Here is a 20,421-nt window from a genome sequence, read left to right on the forward strand (position 1 = left end):
TCTGCCGACATGCCGCCCGCCTGGTGCAGCCAAGGGGCGCCCCCATCGTGCACATGACCGGCGCCCGCGCGTCGGCACCCAGGGAGTGAGTTCGGTTGTCGACCGCCATCCTCACCGGTCAGCCGGTCCCCGGATCGTCGATCGAGGGTGATCTGCGGTCCCTCGGCTTCGAGGTACGGGCCGCCGTGGACGCCGCCGACGCCGAGCGGCTGGTCGCCGAGGCACCCGGTGACCAGCGCGTCGCGCTCGTCGACGCCCGGTTCGTCGGCCACGTCCACGCGCTGCGCCTGGGCCTCACGGACCCCCGCTTCTCGCTGGCCGCGCTGCCCGGCGCCGTCACCGCACAGCCCGACGGCCGGGCGACGCTCACCAGGGCGCTGGCCCGCGAGAACTCCGCGGGCGGCGGCACGGCCGATGGGGGTGCCCCCGCGCGAACGAATTCGGTGCGATCGGCGTTGAGCGTGGGGGAAGTCGACAGCCTCCCCGACCGCGTCGTCACCGCGCTGGCCGACGACGGCGCCGATGTCCACCGCCCCGAGCTCGGCAGCCTGGTCGCCGCCGTCCCCGCCGACCCCCAGGCCCGCAACGAGGCACGGCAGGCCGTAGCGGACGTCGACGACGAGGCCGTACGCCTGAAGTCCGCGGTGAAGTCCCGCGACGGCTTCTTCACCACCCACTTCATCAGCCCCTACTCCCGCTACATCGCCCGCTGGTGCGCCCGCCGCGGTCTGACCCCGAACCAGGTCACCACGGCCTCCCTGATCACCGCGCTCATCGCGGCGGCCTGCGCGGCCACGGGTACCCGCGGCGGCTTCATCGCCGCGGGCGTCCTCCTCATAGCGTCCTTCGTCCTGGACTGCACCGACGGCCAGCTGGCCCGCTACTCCCTGCAGTACTCCACGCTCGGCGCCTGGCTCGACGCCACCTTCGACCGGGCCAAGGAGTACGCCTACTACGCCGGCCTCGCCCTCGGCGCGGCCCGCGGCGGCGACGACGTCTGGGCTCTGGCGCTGGGCGCGATGATCCTCCAGACCTGCCGGCACGTCGTCGACTTCTCCTTCAACGAGGCCAACCACGACGCCACCGCCAACACCAGCCCCACGGCGGCCCTTTCGGACAAGCTCGACAGTGTCGGCTGGACGGTGTGGGTGCGGCGGATGATCGTCCTGCCCATCGGTGAGCGCTGGGCGATGATCGCGGTGCTCACGGCGGTCACGACCCCGCGGATCACCTTCTACGTCCTTCTCGCCGGGTGCGCCTTCGCGGCGACGTACACCACGGCGGGCCGGGTGCTGCGCTCGCTGACCCGCAAGGCACAGCGCACGGACCGGGCGGCGCAGGCACTGGCGGACCTCGCGGACAACGGACCGCTGGCCGGACTCCTGGCGAAGCCCGCCCGCGCCCCTCTGGGAGGCCCGCTCCCGGCGGCGGTGGCCGGCGTCGCGATCCTGACCGTAGCCCTGTTCTCGGGCGTGACCTGGGCGCCCGTCGCCGGTGCCTTTGTCTACGCGGTCGCCGCCGGTCAGGCCCTGTACCGCCCTCTCAAGGGCGCCCTCGACTGGCTCATCCCCCCGCTCTTCCGCGCCGCCGAATACTGCACCGTCCTCGTCCTCGCGGCCAAAGCCGACGTGAACGGGGCCCTTCCTGCGGCTTTCGGCCTGGTGGGGGCAGTCGCCTACCATCACTACGACACGGTGTACCGCATCCGCGGCAACGCCGGAGCGCCGCCGGCCTGGCTGGTGCGCGCTGTCGGGGGACACGAGGGACGGACGCTGCTCGTCACCGTCCTGGCCGCCGCGCTCACCGCTGAGCAGTTCACGGTCGCGCTCACGGCCCTGGCCGTGGCCGTGGCCCTGGTGGTGGTCGTCGAGAGCATCCGTTTCTGGGTGTCCGCTGGGGCGCCCGCCGTACACGACGAAGGAGAACCCGCATGATCGGCCTCGTGCTGGCGGCCGGTGCCGGCCGGCGTCTGCGCCCCTACACCGACAGCCTTCCCAAGGCTCTGGTGCCGGTGGGCCCCGCGGGCATGGAGGGCGAACCGACGGTTCTCGACCTCACCCTCGGCAACTTCGCCGAGATCGGTCTGACCGAGGTCGCGGTCATCGTCGGCTACCGCAAGGAGGCCGTCTACGAGCGCAAGGCCGCCCTGGAGCAGAAGTACGGCCTCAAGCTCACCCTCATCGACAACGACAAGGCCGAGGAGTGGAACAACGCCTACTCCCTGTGGTGCGGCCGTGACGCCCTCAAGGACGGTGTGATCCTCGCCAACGGCGACACCGTGCACCCGGTCTCCGTCGAGAAGACGCTGCTCGCCGCCCGCGGTGAGGGCCGTCGCATCATCCTCGCCCTGGACACGGTGAAGAACCTCGCCGACGAGGAGATGAAGGTCGTCGTCGACCCCGAGCGGGGCATGACGAAGATCACCAAGCTGATGGACCCGGCCGAGGCCACCGGCGAGTACATCGGGGTCACCCTCATCGAGGGCGACGCCGCCCCCGAGCTGGCCGACGCCCTGAAGACGGTCTGGGAGACCGACCCGCAGCAGTTCTACGAGCACGGCTACCAGGAGCTCGTGAACCGCGGCTTCCGCATCGACGTCGCGCCGATCGGCGACGTTCCGTGGGTGGAGATCGACAACCACGACGACCTCGCCCGTGGACGGGAGATCGCGTGCCGGTACTGACAAGGCTGATTCCCTCGCCGGTCGTCGTGGACATCCGCCCGGGTGCCCTCGAGGACCTGGCCTGCGTGCTCGCCGACGAGCGGATCTCGCACTCCGGCAAGCTGGCCATCGCGGTCAGCGGCGGCTCGGGTGCGCGGCTGCGCGAGCGCCTTGAGCCCTCGCTGCCGGGGGCCACCTGGTACGAGGTCGGCGGCGGCACCCTCGACGACGCGATCCGGCTGGCCGGCGACATGAAGGCCGGCCACTACGACGCGGTCGTCGGACTCGGCGGCGGCAAGATCATCGACTGCGCCAAGTTCGCCGCGGCGCGCGTCGGCCTGCCCCTGGTCGCCGTACCGACGAACCTCGCGCACGACGGCCTGTGCTCGCCCGTCGCGACCCTCGACAACGACGCGGGCCGCGGGTCGTACGGCGTGCCCAACCCGATCGCGGCCGTCATCGACCTGGACGTCATCCGCGAGGCCCCGGTGCGCTTCGTGCGCGCGGGCATCGGCGACGCGATCTCCAACATCAACGCGATCGCCGACTGGGAGCTCGCGAGCCGCGTCAAGGGCGAGAAGATCGACGGACTCGCGGCCGCCATGGCCCGCCAGGCCGGCGAGGCCGTGCTCCGGCACCCGGGCGGCGTCGGCGACAACGACTTCCTCCAGGTGCTCGCCGAGGCCCTGGTCCTCACCGGGGTCGCGATGTCGATCTCCGGCGACTCCCGGCCCGCCTCCGGCTCGTGCCACGAGATCAACCACGCGTTCGACCTGCTCTACCCAAAGCGTGCCGCCGCCCACGGCGAGCAGTGCGGCCTGGGCGCTGCCTTCGCGATGTACCTGCGCGGAGCCCACGAGGAATCGGCGTACATGGCCGGGGTGCTGCGCCGGCACGGACTGCCGGTGCTGCCGGAGGAGATCGGCTTCACGCCCGCGGAGTTCGTCCGCGCCGTGGAGTTCGCTCCGCAGACCCGCCCCGGCCGCTACACCATCCTCGAACACCTCGACCTCAAGACCGACCAGATCAAGGACATCTACACCGACTATGTCAAGGCCATCGGTAGCTGAACTCCGTCCGGTCGTCCACCCCGCAGGGGTCAAGGACCGGCGCAGCGGTGAGCACTGGATGGGGCGCCTCTACATGCGTGAGGTGTCCCTGCGGGTGGACCGCTACCTGGTGAACACCAGGGTCACGCCCAACCAGCTCACGTACCTGATGACCGTCTTCGGCGTCCTCGCGGCCCCGGCCCTCCTGGTGCCGGGCATCCCGGGAGCCGTGCTCGGCGTGGTGTGCGTCCAGATGTACCTGCTGCTCGACTGCGTCGACGGCGAGATCGCGCGCTGGAAGAAGCAGTACTCGCTCAACGGTGTCTACCTGGACCGCGTGGGCGCCTACCTGACCGACGCGGCCGTGCTGGTCGGCTTCGGTCTGCGCGCCGCCGACCTGTTCGGCACCGGCCGTATCGACTGGCTGTGGGCCTTCCTCGGCACCCTGGCCGCCCTCGGCGCGATCCTGATCAAGGCCGAGACCGACCTGGTGGGTGTCGCCCGGCACCAGGCCGGCAAGCCGCCCGTGCAGGAGGCGGCCGCCGAGATGCGCTCCTCCGGCATGGCGCTGGCCCGCCGGGCCGCCGCCGCGTTCAAGTTCCACCGGCTGATCCTCGGAATCGAGGCGTCCCTGGTGATCCTGGTCCTCGCGGTCGTGGACCAGATGCGCGACGACCTGTTCTTCTCGCGGCTCGGCGTGGCGGTGATGGCCGGTATCGCCCTGCTCCAGACCCTGCTGCACCTCGTGTCGATCCTCGCCTCCAGCAGGCTGAAGTGAGCACCGGCATGAAGGTCGGCGCGGTCATCATCACCATGGGCAACCGCCCCGAGGAGCTGCGGGCGCTGCTCGACTCGGTGGCCAAGCAGGACGGCGACCCGGTCGAGGTGGTCGTCGTCGGCAACGGCTCGCCCGTCCCGGACGTCCCCGACGGTGTCCGCACCATCGAACTGCCCGAGAACCTCGGCATCCCCGGCGGCCGCAACGTCGGCATCGAGGCTTTCGGTGCCGGTGGCCGCGACGTCGACATATTGCTTTTCCTGGACGACGACGGTCTCCTTCCGAACCACGACACCGCCGAACTGTGCCGCCAGGCCTTCACGGCCGACCCGAAGCTCGGCATCGTCAGCTTCCGCATCGCCGACCCCGAGACCGGGGTCACCCAGCGCCGGCACGTGCCCCGGCTGCGGGCCGCCGACCCGATGCGCTCCTCCCGGGTCACCACCTTCCTCGGTGGCGCCAACGCCGTACGCACCCAGGTCTTCGCCGAAGTCGGCGGCCTCCCGGACGAGTTCTTCTACGCCCACGAGGAAACCGACCTGGCATGGCGGGCTCTCGACGCGGGCTGGATGATCGACTACCGGTCCGACATGGTGCTGTACCACCCGACGACCGCGCCCTCGCGGCACGCGGTCTACCACCGCATGGTCGCCCGCAACCGGGTCTGGCTCGCCCGCCGCAACCTGCCCGCGCTCCTCGTCCCGGTCTACCTCGGCGTCTGGCTGCTGCTCACGCTCCTGCGCCGCCCCTCGCGGCCCGCCCTGAAAGCATGGTTCGGCGGCTTCCGGGAAGGTTGGAGCACGCCGTGCGGTCCGCGCCGGCCGATGAAGTGGCGTACCGTGTGGCGCTTGACCCGACTGGGCCGGCCCCCCGTCATCTGACAAGCTCGTTCCCGAGAGCGGCCGGCCGCACCACGGCCCCGCGCTCATGCCATGCCGACAGGCCGCGCATCCCGAGGCATCCCGAAGAGGAAAGCTATCCATCAGTGAGTGAGACAACGCACGACGGCACGGTCGCGCTGAGCGCGCCCGCGTCGCCCGACGAGGGCCTCACGGCGGCACAGCTCGCCGGCCGGCACGGCCTGACCGTGAGCGGCGCCCGGCCCTCACTCGTCGAGTACGTCCGCCAGCTCTGGGACCGGCGCCACTTCATCCTCGCGTTCTCGCGGGCGAAGCTGACCGCCCAGTACAGCCAGGCCAAGCTCGGCCAGCTGTGGCAGGTGGCGACGCCGCTGCTCAACGCGGGCGTCTACTTCTTCATCTTCGGCATCATCCTGGACGCCGGCCGGGGCATGTCGAAGGACGTGTACATCCCGTTCCTGGTGACGGGTGTCTTCGTCTTCACCTTCACGCAGAGTTCCGTCATGGCGGGCGTACGCGCCATCTCCGGCAACCTCGGCCTGGTCCGCGCGCTGCACTTCCCGCGGGCCTCCCTGCCGATCTCCTTCGCGCTCCAGCAGCTCCAGCAGCTGCTGTTCTCGATGGTCGTGCTGTTCGCCGTGGCCATCGGTTTCGGCCAGTACCCGGACCTGTCCTGGGCGCTCATCGTCCCGGTGCTGATCCTGCAGTTCCTGTTCAACACCGGTCTGGCGCTGATCATGGCCCGCGCGGGAGCCAAGACCCCCGACCTGGCGCAGCTCATGCCGTTCGTGATGCGTACGTGGATGTACGCGTCCGGCGTGATGTTCTCGATCCCGATCATGCTGGCCGACAAGCCGCAGTGGCTCGCGACGGTGCTCCAGTGGAACCCGGCGGCCATCTACATGGACCTGATGCGCTTCGCCCTGATCGAGGACTACGGCGCCGAGAACCTGCCCGACCACGTCTGGGCGGCCGCCGGCGGCTGGGCCGCGCTCTTCGCGCTCGGCGGCTTCGTGTACTTCTGGAAGGCGGAGGAAAGGTACGGCCGTGGCTGAGGACACCAGGGACGAGCAGACCCCCACGGTCATCGCGGACGAGCTGCACATCGTCTACCGCGTCAACGGCGCCAAGACCGGCAAGGGCAGCGCGACCGCCGCGCTGAGCCGCATTCTCAAGCGAGGTTCCGACGACGCCGCGCGCGGTGTACGCAAGGTACATGCCGTCAAGGGCGTCTCCTTCGTCGCCTACAAGGGCGAGGCGATCGGCCTGATCGGCTCCAACGGCTCCGGCAAGTCGACCCTCCTGCGCGCCATCGCCGGCCTGCTGCCCGCCGAGAGCGGCAAGGTCTACACCCACGGCCAGCCCTCCCTGCTCGGCGTCAACGCGGCGCTGATGAACGACCTGACCGGCGAACGCAACGTCATCCTCGGCGGGCTCGCCATGGGCATGTCCCGGGAGCAGATCAAGGAGCGCTACCAGGAGATCGTCGACTTCTCCGGGATCAACGAGAAGGGCGACTTCATCACCCTTCCGATGCGCACCTACTCCTCCGGCATGGCGGCCCGGCTGCGCTTCTCCATCGCGGCCGCCAAGGACCACGACGTCCTCATGATCGACGAGGCGCTGGCCACCGGTGACCGCAAGTTCCAGAAGCGTTCCGAGGAACGCATCCGCGAACTGCGCAAGGAGGCCGGCACGGTGTTTCTCGTCAGTCACAACAACAAGTCGATCCGTGACACCTGCGACCGGGTCCTGTGGCTGGAGCGCGGCGAGCTGCGCATGGACGGCCCGACCGACGAGGTCATCAAGGAGTACGAGAAGTTCACGGGCAAGTAGTCCACCCCGCCCCGGACGAACGACACCGCCCCACTTGACCGGGCCCCGCCGGAACTGTTCCGGCGGGGCCCCGCGTCTGCAAAGGAAACGTCAACTTCGCCGCCCCTTAGGAATCTTGGGGCCAATCGGTGTGTTGTTGTGATGTGCAGGACACCCCGACGATCCTTGCCGCGTTGTACAACGTAAGCTGTACCGGTGCCGAATCGCAGCAAGTGGGGCGATAATGCGCGACACCCGATCACTGGGGCGCCGCGCGGACGGCTGGGCGGCGTGTCCGAAATAGTGTGTATTGGGTCGGCGGTGTAGAACGGGAGATGTGACGGCGATGGCTACGGAAACTCCCCAGCTCAACGCAGCACGTGCCGTCCCCGCCCTGGGCAGGCCGCGATGACGGAGACCGGCACGACGCGCCCCGGAGTGACGGAGCGCGCAACGCTCGACAAGGCCGCGGCGGAGAACTTCCCCGTGGCTCCGTTCTTCCTGCCCAGGGACTGGCGCACCGACCTCATGGCGGTCTACGGCTTCGCGCGCCTCGTCGACGACATCGGCGACGGCGATCTCGCCCCCGGCGGCGCCGACGCGAGGCTGCTCGGTGTCTCGCCCGAGGAGGCCGGAGACCGGCTGGTCCTGCTGGACGCCTTCGAGGCCGACCTGAACCGCGTCTTCTCCGGAGAGCCCCGCCATCCGCTGCTGCGCCGCCTCCAGCCCACCGTGCGCCGCCGCTTCCTCACCCCCGAGCCCTTCCTGGGCCTGATCGCCGCCAACCGCCAGGACCAGCTCGTCACCCGCTACGAGACCTACGACGACCTGCTCGCCTACTGCGAGCTGTCCGCCAATCCCGTCGGCCGTCTCGTGCTCGCCGTCACCGGCACCTCGACCCCTGAGCGGATCCGCCTCTCGGACGCGATCTGCACGGCCCTCCAGATCGTCGAGCATCTCCAGGACGTCGCCGAGGACCTCGGACGTGACCGGATCTATCTGCCCGCGGAGGACATGAAGCGCTTCCATGTCCAGGAGGCGGATCTCGCCACGAAAACCGCGAGCGCATCGGTGCGCGCTCTGGTTGCATACGAAGCGCAACGCGCCCGCGAACTCCTGAATGAAGGCGCCCCCCTGGTGGGTAGCGTCCACGGCAGACTGAAGCTGCTGCTCGCAGGGTTCGTGGCGGGGGGAAGGGCGGCGCTCCGTGCGATCGCCGCCGCCGAACACGACGTACTTCCCGGCCCGCCCAAGCCCGGCAAGCTCCAGCTGCTGCGCGAGGTGGGCGTCACTCTGCGAGGAGAGGGGTGATCCGGACCGTGGAGTCAGCACCGCACGCGTCCGCACCGGTACTCGCCGCCTACAGCTACTGCGAGACCGTGACCGGGCAGCAGGCCCGTAACTTCGCGTACGGCATCAGGCTGCTGCCGACGTCCAAGCGGCGTGCGATGTCGGCGCTCTACGCGTTCTCACGGCGCGTCGACGACATCGGCGACGGCGCGCTGGCGGGCGACGTCAAGGCCGCGAGGCTCGAGGACACCCGGGCGATGCTGACCCGGGTGCGTGAGGGTGCGGTCGACGAGGACGACACCGATCCGGTGGCGGTCGCCCTCGCTCATGCCGCCGAGACCTTCCCGATCCCGCTCGACGGCCTGGACGAGCTGATCGACGGCGTCCTGATGGACGTACGTGGCGAGACCTACGAGACCTGGGACGACCTGAAGGTCTACTGCCGCTGTGTGGCGGGCGCCATCGGACGGCTCTCACTCGGCGTGTTCGGCACCGAACCGGGGGCGCGCGCTGCCGAACGCGCGCCGGAGTATGCCGACACGCTCGGGCTTGCGCTCCAGCTCACCAACATTCTCAGAGACGTCCGTGAGGACGCCGAGGACGGGCGCACCTACCTGCCCGCCGACGACCTCGCGAAGTTCGGCTGCTCGGCCGGCTTCAAGGGGCCGAAATCACCGGAGGGCGCCGATTTCGCGGGCCTCGTGCACTTCGAAGTGCGACGGGCCCGCGCCCTTTTCGCCGAGGGCTACCGGCTGCTCCCCATGCTCGACCGGCGCAGCGGCGCCTGTGTCGCCGCCATGGCCGGCATCTATCGCCGGCTGCTCGACCGCATCGAGCGGGACCCCGAGGCGGTGCTGCGCGGCCGGGTCTCGCTGCCCGGCCGCGAGAAGGCGTACGTCGCCGTCCGCGGCCTGTCCGGCCTCGACACCCGGCATGTGACGCGGCGGACCGTCAGGAGGCGCGCTTGATGGATGAGGTGGACAATTCGGTCCAAGGTGATGTCGCCGGAGAAAAACGGCACGCAACCCTCCGCTCAGGGACGGCGTCCCTGACTGCAACGGCCGGCCGTGCGCCGTTCGAGCACCACGGCGTCCGGGCAGGGGAGGGTGTGCGATGACCGACGGCCAGCAGTCCGGACGGGACGCCGTCGTGATCGGCGGTGGGCTCGCCGGCATCACCGCCGCGCTCGCGCTCGCCGACGCCGGGGTACGCGTGGCCCTGCTCGAAGGCAGGCCACGTCTGGGTGGACTCGCCTTCTCCTTCCAGCGCGGCGAACTGACCGTCGACAACGGACAGCATGTCTACCTGCGCTGCTGCACTGCCTACCGCTGGTTCCTCGACCGCATCGAGGGGTCGGCGCTGGCGCCGCTGCAGGATCGTCTCGACGTGCCCGTACTCGACGTGGCCCGGCCCGAGGGCCGACGGCTCGGCAGACTGCGGCGCGACGCGCTGCCGGTCCCCCTGCATCTGGGGCGCAGCCTCGCCACGTACCCGCACCTCTCGCTCGCCGAGCGGGCCGGGGTCGGGCGTGCCGCGCTCGCGCTCAAGGGTCTCGACCTCGCCGATCCGAGCCTGGACGCACAGGACTTCGGCAGCTGGCTGACCGCGCACGGTCAGTCGGCGCGTGCCGTCGAGGCCCTGTGGGACCTGGTCGGGGTCGCCACCCTCAACGCGGTCGCGGGCGACGCCTCGCTGGGGCTCGCCGCGATGGTGTTCAAGACCGGTCTGCTGTCCGACCCGGGCGCGGCCGACATCGGCTGGGCGCACGTCCCGCTGGGTGAACTGCATGACCGACTCGCCCGCAAGGCGCTCGACTCCGCGGGCGTGCGTACCGAGGTCCGTACACGCGTCACCTCCATCTCTACTGACGAGAACGGCACTTGGAGCGTTCAGGTTCCCGGCGAGACGCTCCGGGCCGACGCGGTCGTGCTCGCCGTCGCCCAGGGCGAGGCGTGTGACCTGCTGCCGGAGGGCGCGCTGGACGCCCCGGAAAATCTCCGGGAGATCGGCACCGCGCCGATCCTCAACGTGCATGTCGTCTACGACCGCAAGGTCCTCGACAAGCCGTTCTTCGCGGCCCTCGGCACCCCGGTGCAGTGGGTCTTCGACCGCACCGACGCCTCCGGGCTGCGCGAGGGCCAGTACCTCGCCCTGTCCCAGTCGGCCGCGCACGACGAGATCGACGAGCTGGTGGCCGCACTGCGCGAGCGCTATCTGCCCGAGCTGGAGCGGCTGCTGCCGCTCGCGCGCGGCGCCGAGGTGAAGGACTTCTTCGTGACCAGGGAGCGCACGGCGACGTTCGCTCCGACCCCCGGCGTCGGACGGCTGCGGCCCGGCGCCCGTACGAAAGCCCCCGGCCTCTACCTGGCCGGCGCGTGGACCGCCACAGGGTGGCCCGCGACCATGGAGAGTGCGGTCCGCAGTGGTGTGAGTGCGGCGGACGCCGCCCTCGCCGCCCTGGGCCGGCCCCGCCCCGCCCGTCTCTTCGAGTTCGAGGAGGCCGCGTGATGCTCGACCAGCACGGCGTATCCGGCCCCAGCACCTCCGGTACCGCAACAAGAGGAGAGACTGTGCCCACTGTGCCCCCGGCCGAGACGGCCGCTGCGAGGTCCGCGGTGGACGTGACCGCGCTCCTGGAGCGCGGCCGGACCCTGGCCACTCCGGTGCTGAAGGCGGCCGTCGACCGCCTCGCGTCGCCGATGGACACCGTTTCCGCCTATCACTTCGGCTGGATCGACGCCCAGGGCAACCCCGCCGACGGGGACGGCGGCAAGGCCGTGCGCCCCGCGCTCGCCGTCCTGTCGGCCGAGGTCACCGGCGCCGCGCCCGAGACCGGCATCCCCGGCGCGGTCGCGGTCGAACTGGTCCACAACTTCTCCCTGCTGCACGACGACCTGATGGACGGCGACGAGCAGCGCCGCCACCGCGACACCGTGTGGAAGGTGCACGGCCCCGCCCAGGCCATCCTCGTCGGCGACGCCCTGTTCGCCCTGGCCAACGAGGTCCTTCTGGAGCTCGGCACCGTCGAGGCCGGCCGCGCCACCCGCCGACTGACCACCGCCACCCGCGCTCTGATCGACGGCCAGGCGCAGGACATCTCCTACGAGCACCGCGACCGCGTCAGCGTCGAGGAGTGCCTGGAGATGGAGGGCAACAAGACCGGCGCCCTGCTCGCCTGCGCCTCCTCCATCGGCGCGGTGCTCGGCGGCGCGGACGACCGCACCGCCGACACCCTGGAGAAGTACGGCTACCACCTCGGCCTCGCCTTCCAGGCCGTCGACGACCTCCTCGGCATCTGGGGCGACCCGGTCTCCACCGGCAAGCAGACCTGGAGCGACCTGCGCCAGCGCAAGAAGTCCCTGCCGGTCGTGGCCGCGCTCGCGGCGGGCGGACCCGCCTCCGAGCGGCTCGGCGAGATCCTTGCCGCGGACGCCAAGAGCAGCGACTTCGAGAACTTCTCCGAGGAGGAGTTCGCGGCCCGCGCCGCCCTGATCGAGGAGGCCGGAGGCCGTGAGTGGACGGCCGCGGAGGCCCGCCGTCAGCACACCGTCGCGATCGAGGCCCTGAACGCCATCGACATGCCCGACCGGGTGCGGGACCGGTTCGCGGCGCTGGCCGACTTCGTCGTCGTACGAAAGAGATGATCACTATCGGTCGAATAGCCCTCGCGTAGTCGCCGGCCGGTGCTGCGAGGAAAGGAAAGGCACCGGCCGACGGCGGACCCACAGCAGAGCACCACATTGCACACTGCACGAAGGGGAAGCCATGACAGCGACGACCGACGGAAGCACCGGGGCTCTGCCGCCCCGCGCTGCCGCGGCCAGCGAAACCCACCTCGACACCCCTGTCGCGGCCGGGATACAAGAAGCCGCCGTGCGTGCCGTCCAGCGCGCCACCGAGCACCTGCTCGCCCGGCAGGACGCCGAAGGCTGGTGGAAGGGCGACCTCGAGACCAACGTCACGATGGACGCCGAGGATCTGCTGCTCCGTCAGTTCCTGGGCATCCGCGACGAGTCGACGACCCGGGCCGCCGCCAAGTTCATCCGCGGCGAGCAGCGCGAGGACGGCACCTGGGCCAGTTTCTACGGCGGGCCCGGCGAACTCTCCACCACCGTCGAGGCGTACGTCGCGCTCCGTCTGGACGGCGACGCGCCCGACGCCCCGCACATGGCGAAGGCCTCCGCCTGGATCCGCGCCCAGGGCGGTATCGCCGCCGCCCGGGTGTTCACCCGCATCTGGCTCGCCCTGTTCGGCTGGTGGAAGTGGGAGGACCTGCCCGAACTCCCGCCGGAGCTCATCTACTTCCCCAAGTGGGTCCCGCTCAACATCTACGACTTCGGGTGCTGGGCCCGCCAGACCATCGTCCCGCTGACGGTGGTCTCCGCGCTGCGTCCGGTCCGGCCCGCGCCCTTCCCGCTCGACGAGCTGCACATCGACCCGGCCGATCCGAACCCGGCCAAACCCCTCGCCCCGGTGGCGAGTTGGGACGGTGCCTTCCAGCGTCTCGACAAGGCGCTGCACCAGCTGCGCAAGGTCGCTCCCCGCAGACTCCGCAGAGCGGCGATGAACAGCGCGGCCCGCTGGATCATCGAGCGGCAGGAGAACGACGGCTGCTGGGGCGGCATCCAGCCCCCGGCCGTGTACTCGGTGATCGCTCTGCACCTGCTCGGCTACGACCTCCAGCACCCGGTCATCCGGGCCGGCCTGGAGTCGCTGGACCGGTTCGCCATCTGGCGCGAGGACGGGTCGAGGATGATCGAGGCCTGCCAGTCGCCGGTCTGGGACACCTGCCTCGCCACCATCGCGCTCGCCGACGCGGGCGTGCCCGCCGACCACCCGCAGCTCGTCAGGGCCGCGGACTGGATGCTCGGCGAGGAGATCGTGCGGCCCGGGGACTGGGCGGTGAAGCGGCCCCAACTTCCGCCGGGCGGCTGGGCGTTCGAGTTCCACAACGACAACTACCCCGACATCGACGACACCGCCGAGGTCGTCCTCGCCCTGCGCCGGGTCCGGCACCACGACCCGGAGCGGGTCGAGAAGGCCATCGGGCGCGGGGTGCGCTGGAACCTCGGGATGCAGTCGAAGAACGGGGCCTGGGGCGCCTTCGACGTCGACAACACCAGCCCGTTCCCCAACCGGCTGCCGTTCTGCGACTTCGGCGAGGTCATCGACCCGCCGTCCGCCGACGTCACCGCACACGTGGTGGAGATGCTCGCGATCGAGGGGCTCTCCCACGACCCGCGCACCCGGCGCGGCATCGAGTGGCTGCTCGCCGAACAGGAGCCGGACGGCTCGTGGTTCGGGCGCTGGGGCGTCAACTACATCTACGGCACCGGGTCGGTGGTGCCCGCGCTCACGGCCGCCGGACTGCCCGCCTCGCACCCGGCTATCCGGCGGGCGGTGGCCTGGCTGGAAAAGGTGCAGAACGACGACGGTGGCTGGGGCGAGGACCTGCGCTCCTACAAGTACGTCAAGGAGTGGAGCGGCCGCGGCGCCTCCACCGCCTCCCAGACGGCCTGGGCGCTGATGGCGCTGCTGGCCGCGGGGGAGAAGGACTCCAAGGCCGTCGAGCGCGGCATCGAGTGGCTCGCGACCACCCAGCGCGAGGACGGCTCCTGGGACGAGCCCTACTTCACCGGCACCGGCTTCCCCTGGGACTTCTCCATCAACTACCACCTCTACCGGCAGGTCTTCCCGCTCACCGCCCTGGGCCGTTACGTCCACGGAGAACCGTTCTCCCGGACCGAGGCGATCTGATGAGCACCCAGCCCGCCACCGCCCCGCTGCTGATCGCCTGCGCTCTCGGCATCGAGCACCTCGCCCTGCGCACGGGCGAGCGCGGCGGCGCCGGCGGGCCGGTCAGCCTGCTCAGGACGGGCATGGGCCCCAAGGCGGCGGAACGGTCCGTCACCCGGCGCCTGGCCGACCCCGCCCTCGCCGGTGCTGCCGTGCTGGCCACCGGTTTCTGCGCCGGGCTCGCTCCCGGGATGCACCCCGGCGACCTGGTCGTCGCCGAGGAGACCCGGGATCCGGAGGGAACCGTTCCCTGTGTGGAGACCGACCTCCTCGTCAAGGAGCTCGTTCGGGCGCTACCGGGACGTACGGTGCACACCGGGCCCCTCACCGGCTCCGATCACGTCGTCCGCGGTCACGAGCGGTCCGAGCTGCTCGCGACCGGCGCGATCGCGGTCGACATGGAGTCCGCGGCCACGCTCCTGAGCGCCGTGCGCGCGGGCGAGCGCCCCGTTGCGGCCGTCCGGGTGGTCGTGGACGCTCCACAACATGAACTCGTCCGGATCGGCACGGTACGCGGTGGAATATCAGCCTTCCGCGTTCTTCGTTCCGTCCTTCCCGCTTTCTATGAATGGCACCGTTCCTTGCTGCTCCCCAGGAGGTGAGCCCGATGGCCATGCCGCTGCGTCAGTCCATCAAGGTCGCTACATACTTGGCCGAACAGAAGCTCCGCAAGCGGGAGAAGTTCCCGTTGATCGTGGAGCTGGAGCCCCTCTTCGCGTGCAACCTCAAATGCGAGGGCTGCGGCAAGATCCAGCATCCGGCGGGCGTGCTGAAGCAGCGCATGCCGGTGGCGCAGGCCGTCGGGGCGGTGCTCGAGTCCGGTGCGCCGATGGTGTCCATCGCCGGCGGAGAGCCGCTGATGCATCCTCAGATCGATGAGATCGTGCGGCAGTTGGTGGCGAAGAAGAAGTACGTCTTCCTCTGCACCAACGCCATGCTGCTGCGCAAGAAGATGGACAAGTTCACGCCCTCTCCCTATTTCGCGTTCGCGGTGCACATCGACGGGCTGCGTGAGCGGCACGACGAGTCCGTTGCGAAGGAGGGCGTGTTCGACGAGGCCGTGGAGGCCATCAAGGAGGCCAAGCGGCGTGGCTTCCGGGTCACCACCAACTCGACCTTCTTCAACACCGACACCCCGCAGACCATCATCGAAGTGCTCAACTTCCTCAACGACGACCTCAAGGTCGACGAGATGATGATCTCGCCCGCCTACGCCTACGAGAAGGCGCCCGACCAGGAGCACTTCCTGGGCGTGGAGCAGACCCGTGAACTGTTCAAGAAGGCCTTCGCGGGGGGCAACCGCAAGAAGTGGCGGCTTAACCACTCCCCGCTCTTCCTGGACTTCCTGGAGGGCAAGGTCGACTTCCCGTGCACGGCCTGGGCGATCCCGAACTACTCCCTCTTCGGCTGGCAGCGCCCCTGCTACCTGATGAGCGACGGGTACGTTCCGACGTACCGCGAACTCATCGAGGAGACCGACTGGGACAAGTACGGCCGCGGCAAGGACCCGCGCTGCGCCAACTGCATGGCGCACTGCGGCTACGAACCGACCGCCGTCCTCGCCACCATGGGCTCCCTCAAGGAGTCCCTGCGGGCCATGCGCGAGACCGTCAGCGGAAACCGCGAGTAGCGCCATGACCGCCATCTCCTTGGGTGTCCCCGAGGTACCGGTCCGGCCGATCGCCGAGCGGCGCCTGTCGCGGCAGATCCACGTCGGACCGGTGGCGGTCGGGGGCGGGGCCCCGGTGTCGGTGCAGTCGATGACGACGACCCGTACCTCCGACATCGGCGCCACCCTCCAGCAGATCGCCGAACTCACCGCGTCCGGCTGCCAGATCGTCCGCGTCGCCTGCCCCACGCAGGACGACGCGGACGCCCTGGCGACCATCGCGCGCAAGTCGCAGATCCCGGTGATCGCGGACATCCACTTCCAGCCCAAGTACGTGTTCGCGGCGATCGAGGCGGGCTGTGCGGCCGTACGCGTCAATCCCGGCAACATCAAGCAGTTCGACGACAAGGTCAAGGAGATCGCGCGGGCCGCGAAGGACCACGGCACGCCGATCCGGATCGGGGTCAACGCCGGGTCGCTCGACAAGCGGCTGCTCCAGAAGTACGGCAGGGCGACTCCGGAGGCGCTGGTCGAATCGGCGCTGTGGGAGGCGTCGCTGTTCGAGGAGCACGGCTTCCGGGACATCAAGATCTCCGTCAAGCACAACGACCCCGTCGTGATGGTGGCCGCCTACCAGCAGCTCGCCGAGAGTTGCGACTACCCGCTGCACCTGGGGGTCACGGAGGCCGGGCCCGCCTTCCAGGGGACGATCAAGTCGGCGGTGGCCTTCGGGGCGCTGCTGTCGAGGGGGATCGGCGACACCATCCGGGTGTCGCTGTCCGCCCCGCCCGTCGAGGAGGTCAAGGTCGGCATCCAGATCCTCCAGGCGCTCAACCTGCGGCAACGCCGGCTGGAGATCGTCTCGTGCCCGTCCTGCGGGCGCGCGCAGGTGGACGTGTACAAGCTGGCCGACGAGGTCACGGCGGGTCTCGAAGGCATGGAGGTGCCTTTGCGGGTCGCGGTGATGGGGTGTGTGGTCAACGGCCCCGGCGAGGCGCGGGAGGCGGACCTGGGGGTCGCCTCCGGCAACGGCAAGGGGCAGATCTTCGTGAAGGGCGAGGTCGTCAAGACCGTCCCGGAGTCGAAGATCGTGGAGACCCTCATCGAGGAGGCGATGAAGATCGCCGAACAGATGGAGCAGGACGGCGTCGCGGCGGGGGAGCCGGCCGTCACCGTGAGTTGATCAGCACGGACCGAAGGGGGCCCGAGCGTGACGATGCTGGAGAACATCCGGGGACCACGCGACCTGAAGGCGCTGTCCGAGTCGGATCTCAGTGAACTGTCCGAGGAGATCAGGGAGTTCCTGGTGCACGCGGTCGCCAGGACCGGTGGCCACCTCGGGCCCAACCTGGGGGTGGTGGAACTCTCCATCGCACTCCACCGGGTCTTCGAGTCGCCGGTCGACCGCATCGTGTGGGACACCGGCCATCAGAGCTATGTGCACAAGCTTCTGACGGGGCGTCAGGACTTTTCCAAGCTGCGTTCCAAGGGTGGCCTGTCGGGCTATCCCTCGCGAGCGGAGTCCGAGCACGACATCGTCGAGAACAGCCACGCCTCCACCGCGCTCGGCTGGGCCGACGGCCTCGCCAAGGCCCGCCAGGTGCAGGGCGAGAAGGGCCACGTGGTCGCCGTCATCGGTGACGGCGCGCTCACCGGCGGGATGGCCTGGGAGGCGCTGAACAACATCGCGGCCGCCAAGGACCGGCCGCTGATCATCGTCGTCAACGACAACGAGCGCTCCTACTCGCCGACCATCGGCGGCCTCGCCAACCACCTGGCCACCCTGCGCACGACCGACGGCTACGAGAAGGTGCTGGCCTGGGGGAAGGACGTACTGCTGAAGACCCCCCTGGTCGGCAACACCGTCTACGAGTCCCTGCACGGCGCGAAGAAGGGCTTCAAGGACGCCTTCGCGCCGCAGGGCATGTTCGAGGACCTCGGGCTGAAGTACGTCGGCCCGATCGACGGACACGACATCGGGGCCGTCGAGTCGGCGCTGCGGCGGGCGAAACGCTTCCACGGGCCGGTGCTGGTCCACTGCCTCACGGAGAAGGGGCGCGGTTACGAGCCCGCCCTCGCCCACGAGGAGGACCACTTCCACACCGTCGGAGTGATGGACCCCCTGACCTGCGAGTCGCTCGCCCCGTCCAACGGGCCCTCCTGGACCTCGGTGTTCGGCGACGAGATCGCCGCGATCGGGGAGGAACGGGAGGACGTCGTGGCGATCACGGCGGCCATGCTGCACCCGGTTGGGCTCGGGAAGTTCGCGGCGCGGTTCCCGGACCGGGTGTGGGACGTCGGCATCGCCGAGCAGCACGCGGCGGTCTCCGCGGCAGGTCTCGCCACGGGCGGGCTGCACCCCGTCGTCGCCGTGTACGCCACCTTCCTGAACCGGGCCTTCGACCAGCTGCTGATGGATGTCGCCCTGCACCGGTGCGGGGTCACGTTCGTCCTCGACCGGGCCGGGGTGACGGGTGTGGACGGGGCCTCCCACAACGGCATGTGGGACATGTCGATCCTCCAGGTCGTGCCCGGACTGCGGATCGCCGCGCCCCGCGACGCCGACCAGCTGCGGGCGCAGCTGCGGGAGGCGGTCGCCGTGGACGACGCGCCGACGCTGGTGCGGTTCCCGAAGGAGTCGGTGGGGCCGGCGGTTCCGGCGATCGACCGGGTGGGGGGCCTGGACGTCCTGCACCGTTCCGTGGATGGGCCGGATGTCCTCCTGGTCGCCGTCGGTGTGATGGCCCCCGTCTGCCTCCAGGCCGCGGAGCTGCTGGAAGGGCGGGGCATCAACTGCACCGTGGTGGACCCCCGTTGGGTCAAGCCCGTCGATCCCGCGCTGCCCGGCCTCGCCGCGGAACACCGGCTGGTCGCAGTCGTCGAGGACAACAGCCGGGCCGCCGGGGTCGGGGCCGCGGTCGAGCTGGCCCTCGGGGACGCCGAAGTCGACGTGCCCGTACGGCGGTTCGGGATTCCGGAGCAGTTCCTCGCACATGCCAAGCGGGGGGAGGTGCTGGCCGACATCGGCCTCACGCCGGTCGAGGTCGCCGGACGGATCAGCGCGAGCCTGGCCGTGAAGGCGCAGGCCAAAGTCAAGGAGACAGCTGAATGAGCACGGAGTTCGACCTCGGCAGACTCCTGGCCGAGCGCGGAGCCGAACGCTACGAGCTGCACGGCAGGTACCTGAACCACCAGCTCCCGCGCATGCTGCACACCATCGGCTTCGACAAGGTCTACGAGCGAGGCGAGGGCGCCTACTTCTGGGACGCGGACGGCAACGACTACCTGGACATGCTCGCCGGGTTCGGGGTGATGGGCCTGGGCCGCCACCACCCCGTCGTCCGCAAGGCGCTGCACGACGTCCTCGACGCCGGCCTCGCCGACCTCACCCGCTTCGACTGCCAGCCGCTGCCCGGCCTGCTGGCGGAGAGGCTGCTCACCCACAGCCCGCACCTGGACCGGGTGTTCTTCGGCAACAGCGGCACCGAGGCGGTGGAGACCGCGCTGAAGTTCGCCCGGTACGCGACCGGGAAACCCCGCGTCCTGTACTGCGACCATGCCTTCCACGGGCTGACCACGGGCTCCCTCTCGGTCAACGGCGAGTCCGGCTTCCGGGACGGGTTCGCGCCCCTGCTGCCCGACACCGCCGTACCCCTCGGCGATCTCGACGCCCTGGCCCGGGAGCTGAAGAAGGGCGACGTCGCCGCCCTGGTCGTCGAGCCGATCCAGGGCAAGGGGGTGCACGAGGCGCCGCCAGGGTACCTTCGGTCGGCGCAGGAGCTGCTGCGCAAGCACAAGGCGCTGCTCATCGCCGACGAGGTGCAGACCGGGCTCGGCCGGACCGGGGACTTCTACGCCTACCAGCACGACGACGGGGTCGAGCCCGACCTGGTGTGCGTGGCCAAGGCGCTCTCCGGTGGCTATGTCCCGGTAGGCGCCACCCTCGGCAAGGACTGGATCTTCAAGAAGGTCTACTCGTCGATGGACCGGGTGCTGGTGCACTCGGCGAGCTTCGGCTCCAACGCCCAGGCGATGGCGGCCGGCCTCGCCGTCCTGTCGGTCATGGAGAACGAGCAGATCGTCGCGAACGCCCGCGCCACCGGCGAACTGCTCAGGTCCCGGCTCGCGGCACTGATCGACAAGTACGAGCTGCTCGCCGACGTCCGGGGGCGCGGCCTGATGATCGGCATCGAGTTCGGCAGGCCGAAGTCGCTGAAGCTGCGCAGCCGCTGGACCATGCTCCAGGCCGCGCGCAAGGGGCTGTTCGCGCAGATGGTCGTCGTCCCCCTCCTCCAGCGGCACCGGATCCTCACTCAGGTCTCCGGCGACCACCTGGAGGTCATCAAGCTCATCCCGCCGCTGGTCGTCGGGGAGAAGGAGGTGGACCGGTTCGTCGACGCCTTCACCGAGGTCATGGACGACGCGCACAACGGCGGCGGCCTGATGTGGGACTTCGGCAAGACGCTGGTCAAGCAGGCGGTGGCCAACCGGTGACGTCCCTCTCCGGGTATCTTTGCCTCTGAGGCAAGAAATTTGCCGCAGAGGCAAGTCTCCGGCTCAAT

The 20,421-nt window shown here is 70.2% G+C and carries 18 protein-coding genes; all 18 read left to right on the top strand.

Annotated elements, in window-relative coordinates; genetic code table 11:
• The first annotated feature begins 95 nt into the window (after positions 1-95).
• On the top strand, positions 96-1,934 hold the full coding sequence (locus ABZT06_RS00800) for a DUF5941 domain-containing protein (RefSeq protein WP_355732787.1): 1,839 nt from the start codon (positions 96-98) through the stop codon (positions 1,932-1,934).
• Positions 1,931-2,683 (top strand): phosphocholine cytidylyltransferase family protein, encoded by a 753-nt coding sequence (locus tag ABZT06_RS00805; protein ID WP_355732789.1) that lies wholly within the window; start codon positions 1,931-1,933, stop codon positions 2,681-2,683. The genes ABZT06_RS00800 and ABZT06_RS00805 overlap by 4 nt, the downstream gene beginning before the upstream one ends.
• Entirely contained in the window at positions 2,671-3,732 is a 1,062-nt protein-coding gene (locus ABZT06_RS00810) for an iron-containing alcohol dehydrogenase family protein (RefSeq protein ID WP_355732791.1), read from the top strand. Before ABZT06_RS00805 ends, ABZT06_RS00810 begins: the two co-directional genes overlap by 13 nt.
• Positions 3,710-4,489, top strand: a complete 780-nt coding sequence (locus ABZT06_RS00815; RefSeq protein ID WP_355732793.1) for a CDP-alcohol phosphatidyltransferase family protein — start codon at positions 3,710-3,712, stop codon at positions 4,487-4,489. The genes ABZT06_RS00810 and ABZT06_RS00815 overlap by 23 nt, the downstream gene beginning before the upstream one ends.
• Positions 4,490-4,497: 8 nt before the next feature.
• Entirely contained in the window at positions 4,498-5,370 is an 873-nt protein-coding gene (locus ABZT06_RS00820) for a glycosyltransferase (protein ID WP_355734053.1), read from the top strand.
• A gap of 104 nt (positions 5,371-5,474) precedes the next feature.
• Positions 5,475-6,404, top strand: coding sequence for an ABC transporter permease (locus tag ABZT06_RS00825; protein WP_355732796.1), 930 nt, complete (start codon positions 5,475-5,477; stop codon positions 6,402-6,404).
• A complete protein-coding gene (locus tag ABZT06_RS00830; protein ID WP_355732798.1) occupies positions 6,397-7,185 on the top strand; it encodes an ABC transporter ATP-binding protein in 789 nt (262 codons plus the stop codon). The genes ABZT06_RS00825 and ABZT06_RS00830 overlap by 8 nt, the downstream gene beginning before the upstream one ends.
• A gap of 387 nt (positions 7,186-7,572) precedes the next feature.
• Positions 7,573-8,475 carry a squalene synthase HpnC gene (hpnC, locus tag ABZT06_RS00835; protein ID WP_355732801.1) on the top strand — a complete coding sequence of 301 codons (903 nt, stop codon included), beginning with the start codon at positions 7,573-7,575 and terminating at the stop codon, positions 8,473-8,475.
• Complete coding sequence (gene hpnD / locus ABZT06_RS00840) at positions 8,472-9,422, top strand: presqualene diphosphate synthase HpnD (protein WP_355732804.1); 951 nt, start codon at positions 8,472-8,474, stop codon at positions 9,420-9,422. Before hpnC ends, hpnD begins: the two co-directional genes overlap by 4 nt.
• Positions 9,422-9,571 carry a DUF6380 family protein gene (locus tag ABZT06_RS00845; protein WP_355732807.1) on the top strand — a complete coding sequence of 50 codons (150 nt, stop codon included), beginning with the start codon at positions 9,422-9,424 and terminating at the stop codon, positions 9,569-9,571. Before hpnD ends, ABZT06_RS00845 begins: the two co-directional genes overlap by 1 nt.
• Positions 9,568-10,962 carry a hydroxysqualene dehydroxylase HpnE gene (gene hpnE, locus ABZT06_RS00850; protein ID WP_355732809.1) on the top strand — a complete coding sequence of 465 codons (1,395 nt, stop codon included), beginning with the start codon at positions 9,568-9,570 and terminating at the stop codon, positions 10,960-10,962. The genes ABZT06_RS00845 and hpnE overlap by 4 nt, the downstream gene beginning before the upstream one ends.
• A 71-nt stretch (positions 10,963-11,033) precedes the next feature.
• Positions 11,034-12,098 (top strand): polyprenyl synthetase family protein, encoded by a 1,065-nt coding sequence (locus ABZT06_RS00855; protein ID WP_355734055.1) that lies wholly within the window; start codon positions 11,034-11,036, stop codon positions 12,096-12,098.
• Positions 12,099-12,219: 121 nt separating this feature from the next.
• Positions 12,220-14,211 carry a squalene--hopene cyclase gene (gene shc / locus ABZT06_RS00860; protein ID WP_355732813.1) on the top strand — a complete coding sequence of 664 codons (1,992 nt, stop codon included), beginning with the start codon at positions 12,220-12,222 and terminating at the stop codon, positions 14,209-14,211.
• Positions 14,211-14,852 carry a 1-hydroxy-2-methyl-2-butenyl 4-diphosphate reductase gene (locus ABZT06_RS00865; protein WP_355732816.1) on the top strand — a complete coding sequence of 214 codons (642 nt, stop codon included), beginning with the start codon at positions 14,211-14,213 and terminating at the stop codon, positions 14,850-14,852. Before shc ends, ABZT06_RS00865 begins: the two co-directional genes overlap by 1 nt.
• Positions 14,853-14,857: 5 nt before the next feature.
• A complete protein-coding gene (gene hpnH / locus ABZT06_RS00870; protein WP_355732819.1) occupies positions 14,858-15,880 on the top strand; it encodes an adenosyl-hopene transferase HpnH in 1,023 nt (340 codons plus the stop codon).
• A gap of 4 nt (positions 15,881-15,884) precedes the next feature.
• Positions 15,885-17,042 carry a flavodoxin-dependent (E)-4-hydroxy-3-methylbut-2-enyl-diphosphate synthase gene (ispG, locus tag ABZT06_RS00875; protein WP_355732822.1) on the top strand — a complete coding sequence of 386 codons (1,158 nt, stop codon included), beginning with the start codon at positions 15,885-15,887 and terminating at the stop codon, positions 17,040-17,042.
• 27 nt (positions 17,043-17,069) lie between these two features.
• Positions 17,070-18,971, top strand: coding sequence for a 1-deoxy-D-xylulose-5-phosphate synthase (dxs, locus tag ABZT06_RS00880; protein WP_355732825.1), 1,902 nt, complete (start codon positions 17,070-17,072; stop codon positions 18,969-18,971).
• Positions 18,968-20,353 (top strand): aspartate aminotransferase family protein, encoded by a 1,386-nt coding sequence (locus tag ABZT06_RS00885; RefSeq protein WP_355732828.1) that lies wholly within the window; start codon positions 18,968-18,970, stop codon positions 20,351-20,353. The genes dxs and ABZT06_RS00885 overlap by 4 nt, the downstream gene beginning before the upstream one ends.
• Positions 20,354-20,421: the final 68 nt, after the last annotated feature.

Source organism: Streptomyces sp. NPDC005483 (genome assembly GCF_040606035.1).
Classification (GTDB): domain Bacteria; phylum Actinomycetota; class Actinomycetes; order Streptomycetales; family Streptomycetaceae; genus Streptomyces.

Excerpts from the sequence above, each read along its gene's own strand:
- ABZT06_RS00805 (WP_355732789.1), top strand. The coding sequence starts at position 1,931 with ATGATCGGCCTCGTGCTGGCGGCCGGTGCCGGCCGGCGTCTGCGCCCC.
- ABZT06_RS00815 (WP_355732793.1), top strand. The coding sequence starts at position 3,710 with ATGTCAAGGCCATCGGTAGCTGAACTCCGTCCGGTCGTCCACCCCGCA.
- ABZT06_RS00820 (WP_355734053.1), top strand. The coding sequence starts at position 4,498 with ATGAAGGTCGGCGCGGTCATCATCACCATGGGCAACCGCCCCGAGGAG.
- hpnC (WP_355732801.1), top strand. The coding sequence starts at position 7,573 with ATGACGGAGACCGGCACGACGCGCCCCGGAGTGACGGAGCGCGCAACG.
- ABZT06_RS00845 (WP_355732807.1), top strand. The coding sequence starts at position 9,422 with ATGGATGAGGTGGACAATTCGGTCCAAGGTGATGTCGCCGGAGAAAAA.
- hpnE (WP_355732809.1), top strand. The coding sequence starts at position 9,568 with ATGACCGACGGCCAGCAGTCCGGACGGGACGCCGTCGTGATCGGCGGT.
- shc (WP_355732813.1), top strand. The coding sequence starts at position 12,220 with ATGACAGCGACGACCGACGGAAGCACCGGGGCTCTGCCGCCCCGCGCT.
- ABZT06_RS00865 (WP_355732816.1), top strand. The coding sequence starts at position 14,211 with ATGAGCACCCAGCCCGCCACCGCCCCGCTGCTGATCGCCTGCGCTCTC.
- hpnH (WP_355732819.1), top strand. The coding sequence starts at position 14,858 with ATGGCCATGCCGCTGCGTCAGTCCATCAAGGTCGCTACATACTTGGCC.
- ispG (WP_355732822.1), top strand. The coding sequence starts at position 15,885 with ATGACCGCCATCTCCTTGGGTGTCCCCGAGGTACCGGTCCGGCCGATC.
- ABZT06_RS00885 (WP_355732828.1), top strand. The coding sequence starts at position 18,968 with ATGAGCACGGAGTTCGACCTCGGCAGACTCCTGGCCGAGCGCGGAGCC.